At 59.3% G+C, this 5,404-nt stretch carries 5 protein-coding genes; all 5 read left to right on the forward strand.

Features of this window, described 5'->3' with window-relative positions:
• Positions 1-618 (forward strand): NAD(+) kinase (gene ppnK / locus AB5Y92_RS07310; protein WP_368226209.1); only part of this gene is annotated, 618 nt, incomplete at its 5' end.
• A gap of 251 nt (positions 619-869) precedes the next feature.
• Positions 870-2,534, forward strand: coding sequence for a DNA repair protein RecN (gene recN / locus AB5Y92_RS07315; RefSeq protein ID WP_368226211.1), 1,665 nt, complete (start codon positions 870-872; stop codon positions 2,532-2,534).
• 335 nt (positions 2,535-2,869) lie between these two features.
• Complete coding sequence (locus tag AB5Y92_RS07320; protein ID WP_005338046.1) at positions 2,870-3,760, forward strand: manganese-dependent inorganic pyrophosphatase; 891 nt, start codon at positions 2,870-2,872, stop codon at positions 3,758-3,760.
• Between the two features lie 248 nt (positions 3,761-4,008).
• Entirely contained in the window at positions 4,009-5,172 is a 1,164-nt protein-coding gene (locus tag AB5Y92_RS07325; protein WP_368226214.1) for an efflux RND transporter periplasmic adaptor subunit, read from the forward strand.
• Positions 5,169-5,404 (forward strand): ATP-binding cassette domain-containing protein (locus tag AB5Y92_RS07330; RefSeq protein ID WP_368226216.1); only part of this gene is annotated, 236 nt, incomplete at its 3' end. The genes AB5Y92_RS07325 and AB5Y92_RS07330, both read left to right, overlap by 4 nt.

The raw sequence follows: 5,404 nt of genomic DNA on the forward strand, positions 1-5,404 counted from the left end.
GTGATCGGGGTCAACCGGGGCAACCTCGGCTTTCTGACAGATCTCTCGCCGCAGGATTACCTGCTGCCACTGGAGCAGGTGCTCTCCGGCCACTACAAGAGCGAACACCGCTTCCTGCTGGAGGCCTCGGTCTATCGCCACGGCGAGCGCAAGTCGAGCAATCTGGCGGTGAATGAAGCAGTACTGCACCCGGGCAAGATCGCCCATATGATCGAGTTCGAGGTCTATATCGATGGCAGCTTTATGTATAGCCAGCGCTCGGACGGCATCATAGTGGCCACCCCGACGGGCTCCACCGCCTACTCGCTATCGGCAGGTGGCGCCATCCTCACCCCCAAGCTCAACGCCATTACGCTGGTGCCCATGTTCCCGCACACCCTGAGCAGTCGCCCCATCGTGCTCGATGCCGACAGCGAAGTACGGTTGTTGGTCTCACCGGACAATCAGGACGATGCCATGCAGGTCAGCTGTGACGGTCAGGTGACCCTGGCGGTCCACCCGGGGGACGAGATCCTCATCAAGAAGAGCCACCACCAGCTTCATCTGGTGCATCCCCTCGACTACAGCTACTTCCACGTGCTGCGCAACAAGCTCGGCTGGGGCAGCAAGCTGTTCTAATCAGCTTTGACCGACAACGGCATTGCCAGAGAGGGCGCCTGAATTGGCGCCTTTCTCTGTTTTCTGTCGTGGCAACGCCCCCTGCACTTCATATCCGTACTGCGTACCAATAGTCAGTCCCGTATTCTCATAGCCATAGCGCACTGGCGCGGCTTTCCTTTGTTAAAAATGGCGGCGCCCTCTTTACTGTATATAAGACCAGTATATACTGGATGCATACACAGTAATGTTGACCTATACAGGATGAGACCATGCTGACCCAGCTGACCGTCAACAACTTCGCCATCGTCAAGTTTCTCGAACTCGATCTGCAACCGGGCATGACCTGCATCACAGGTGAGACCGGTGCCGGTAAATCCATCGCCATCGACGCTCTCGGTCTCTGCCTCGGAGAACGGGCCGAAGCGGGCATGGTGCGACCCGATAGCGATAAAAGCGAGGTCAGCGCCCGCTTCCTGCTGGACAACAACCCGGCCGCCCGCGCCTGGCTCGCCACCAACGAACTGGAAAACGAAGGTGAGTGTATCGTGCGGCGAGTCATCTCCGCCGAGGGTCGCTCCCGCAGCTATATCAACGGCGTGCCCGTCCCTCTTACCCAGCTCAAGAATCTGGGCCAGCTGCTGGTCAACGTGCACGGTCAACATGCCCACCAGATGCTGCTCAAACCCGATTACCAGCTCGCTCTGCTCGACGGTTATGCCGGTCACCATCTGCTGCTCGACGAGGTGCGCCAGCACTATCAGCAGTGGCGCCAACTGCAAAACGAGCTGAACCGGCTCAAGGCCGAGCAGCAACAGCGGGAGGCCCGCCGCCAGCTGATCGAGTACCAGGTGCAGGAGCTGGACGAATTTGCCCTGCAACCAGGGGAGTTCGAAGAGATAGAGGAGGAGCACCAGCGTCTGGCCAACGGCACAGAGCTGATGCAAGAGTGCGGGGCTTGCCTCGATCTGCTCTATGACAACGAAGAGACCACTATCGCAGGGCTGCTGCAATCGGCCGTCGATCGGGCCGAGGGGCTGGTCAGCATGGACAGCCGCCTCACCCCGGTACTGGAGATGCTGAACGAAGCGCTGATCGGGGTGCAGGAGAGCCACAGCGAACTTCGCAGCTACCTCGATCGGCTGGAGCTGGATCCCGAACGTTTCAACGAGCTGGAGGCCCGCCTCTCCAAGGCGATCAATCTGGCCCGCAAGCACCACGTCAAACCGGCGGATCTGGCCCAACACCATCAGGAGCTTGCCTCGGATCTCGCCCGCCTCAACTCCGATGAGGAGCGGTTAGAGGGGATGGAAGATGAGCTGGCCGATGCCCGTCAGGCTTTTGTACAGGCCGCCGAAGCCCTGAGCCAGAGCCGCCAGCGTTACGCCCAGGAGCTGGGCGCCAAGGTAACCAGCAGCATGCACGAACTGGCGATGCCCGATGGCCGCTTTGCCATCGAGGTGCGCCCCGACGCCCAGAGCAGCCTGTCACCACTGGGTATCGATCGGGTGGAATTTATGGTCACCACCAACCCAGGCCAACCGATCCAGCCGCTTGGCAAGGTGGCCTCCGGCGGTGAGCTGTCGCGCATCAGCCTCGCCATCGTGGTGATCAGCGCCCGCAAGATCTCCACTCCGACCCTGATTTTCGATGAGGTGGATGTGGGGATCAGCGGCCCGACTGCCGCCGTGGTGGGTCGCCTGCTGCGCCAGCTCGGCGAGTCCACTCAGGTGATGGTGGTCACTCACTTGCCTCAGGTGGCAGGCAACGGCCACCAGCATATGGTGGTGAGCAAGCATACCGATGGCAAAACCACCGAAACCCAAATGAGTGCCCTTGATGAGACCGCCCGTCTCAACGAGCTGGCACGGCTGCTTGGTGGCGACCAGATCACCGACAACACCCTGGCCAACGCCCGCGAGCTGCTGCGTCGTTGAATCTGGCAATAAAGCCGATTTGCAGCGATAGCGTCTGATAGCGCTGACCAAATATGCTGACTGCGCTGGCACAGGCGGGCGCCATTGCCTGCGCAGTCCACAATAGCCAATAGCCAATAGCCAATAGCCAATAGCCAATAGCCAATAGCCAATAGCCAATAGCCAATAGCCAACTGTGAGAACCGAACTCGCGTCAGGATTACCGACTCAGATCAATAAAATGGCGAGTTAGGCGAAGCTGGCAGCAACATGGGCGTGGATCCGGTTGCCTTCATGTGGCGGATTTCGCATAGTGTTGCCCCCCTTTATGGGTATCCAATTGTGAGGCTTTGTCTATGATCCACGTTTTTGGTCACAAGAATCCTGATAGCGACAGTATCTGCAGTGCGCTGGTTATCACCGACTGGCTCAATGGCCAGGGCCGTCAGGCCACCCCATGGCGTTTGGGTGACCTGCGCACCGAAACCCGTTTTATTCTGGAGCAGGCTGGCGTCAGCGAACCCGAGTTGCTGACCAAAGATCTGACCGGTGAAGATGTCTGGCTGGTGGATTTCAGTGATCTGGAACAGGGCCCCGCCACACTGGCACAAGCCAATGTACTGGGCCTGGTGGATCACCACCGTCTCGGCACTCTGGTCACCCAATCTCCGCTGGATGCCTGGATCCGGGCCGTCGGCTGCACCTGCACCATCGCCTTCGATCTGCTGAGCCAACAAGGCACTGTGACCCGCAGCCAGGCTCGCCTGATGCTGGGTGCCATCATGAGCGACACCCTCTGTCTCACCTCGCCGACCACCACCGAGCAGGACAAGATCGCTTGTGAGCGTCTGGCACCGCTGGCCGAAGTATCGCTGGCCGAGTTTGGTCAACAGCTGCTGATGGCAAAAACCGACCTGAGCGGTCTCACTCCTGCGCAGTTGCTGCAACAGGATGAGAAAGCATTCCAGGCCGAAGGTCTGAACTTCATCATGAGCCAGATCGAAGTGGGCAGCGAACAACAGCTTGCCGACCAGATCGAAACTCTGCAGCAAGAGATGGCACACCGTGTTGAAAGCGAAGGGCTCGACTTCTTCGTGCTGATGGTGACTGACCTGACAGCCGCAGCCAGCCGTATCTACTTTACCGAGCACGCCAAAGTACCGGCCGAGTCCAGCTACCACCCGGGCTTTGTCAGCCGCAAGAAGCAGGGTCTGCCCTGGGTGATGGATCTGCTGGCCAAGGCCTGATCCTCACTCGTCATTACCTATTCCCAAGCCCTGCCACTGCGCAGGGCTTTTTCATCGCAACCGCCAGTCGCACTCCCCCCTCTTGCTGACCATCTTGCTCACCACTGCAGTCTCTCGCTTACTCCTTTCACGGCTTATTGACAGTTAACGCCATAACTTTGCTTACATATTTGCGGCTGTTATTTATCAGGGCTTTGCTGCAGGATAATCGCCGCGCACAACCTTTTCCGTTTCAATTCAGGTGATCGATGAACATAACCCCCAAGCAGAGAACCCTGGCCATCACCATGCTGATCGCCGTGGTGCTCCTCGGCTGGCTAATCTGGCCCAGTCAACCCCCCAAGGCGATGCTGACCGCTCAAGTGACCCGCGAGGATATTGCCCAGACCGTACTGGCCAGTGGCGTGCTTCAGGCCGTGGAGCAGGTGGATGTGGGGGCCCAGGTCTCCGGTCAGGTTACCAAGCTGGCGGTCGAGGCCGGTGATCAGGTCAAACAGGGAGACCTGCTGGCCGAGATCGATCCCCTGATTGCCCAGAACAACCTCAAGACGGCCGAGGCGGAGCTTGCCAGCAACCGCGCCCAGCTCAAGATCAAGCAGGCTCAACTCAAACAGAACGAACTCGCCTGGCGGCGCCAGCAGCAGATGTTCAAGCAGGAGGCGAGCTCACGGGCCGATCTGGAGAGTGCCGAGGCCCTGTTGGCGGTCACCCGAGCCGAACTGCAAAACAGCCAGGCCAATATCGACAACGCCCTGATCAAGGTTGAGCGGGCCAAGACCGAGCTGGGCTATACCAAGATCCTGGCGCCGATGGATGGCACCGTCATCAGCATTGTGACCCGTCAGGGCCAAACCCTGGCTGCCAGCCAGACGGTACCGACCGTACTCAAGCTGGCCAACCTCGAGACCATGACGGTCAAGGCGCAGATCTCCGAAGCTGATGTCACCAAGGTCAAAGCTGGCATGCCGGTCTACTTCACCCTGATCGGCGATCCGGATACCCGCTATCAGGGTACCCTTCGCGCCGTGGAGTTAGCGCCTACCAACATCAACGATCAGGCCACCACAGGTACCACCACCAGCAATGCGGCTGTCTACTACTACGCCCTGTTTGATGTGCCTAATCCCGCTCATACCCTGCGGGTGGCAATGACCACCCAGGTGACCATAGTGCTCGGCGAGCGCAAGCAGGTGCTCACTGTGCCGCAAACCGCCCTCGGCAAGTCGCTGGGTGACAACGAGTATGAAATCACCGTGATCAAGGACGATGAGACAACCGAAACCCGTCATATCAAAACCGGTATGAAGGACGAGATCCGCATTGAGGTGATCAGCGGGCTGAGCGAGAAGGAGGAGGTGCAGCTCAATCACGGTGCCCCCGCCGACAATGATGAGATGGCGGTGATGCTATGAGTGAGCCCCTGAACCAGCTGCCGTTGATCCAGCTGAAAGGGGTCGAGCGACGCTACCAGAGCGGCGACAGCGAAGTCACCGTGCTCCACCCTCTTGACCTCACCATCTCGGCAGGAGAGATGATCGCCATTGTCGGTGCGTCCGGCTCCGGCAAGTCGACCCTGATGAACCTGCTGGGTTGTCTCGATAGCCCGAGCAGCGGCCAGTATCTGTTTCGCGGTCAGGACACCGC

Origin of the sequence: Aeromonas sp. R1-1 (genome assembly GCF_040908495.1) — a bacterium.
In the GTDB taxonomy this organism is placed as follows: Bacteria; Pseudomonadota; Gammaproteobacteria; order Enterobacterales; family Aeromonadaceae; genus Aeromonas; species Aeromonas veronii.

What these genes read in the sequence shown, in the direction of transcription:
- recN (WP_368226211.1), top strand. Translation starts at nt 870, where the DNA reads ATGCTGACCCAGCTGACCGTCAACAACTTCGCCATCGTCAAGTTTCTC.
- AB5Y92_RS07325 (WP_368226214.1), top strand. Translation starts at nt 4,009, where the DNA reads ATGAACATAACCCCCAAGCAGAGAACCCTGGCCATCACCATGCTGATC.
- AB5Y92_RS07320 (WP_005338046.1), top strand. Translation starts at nt 2,870, where the DNA reads ATGATCCACGTTTTTGGTCACAAGAATCCTGATAGCGACAGTATCTGC.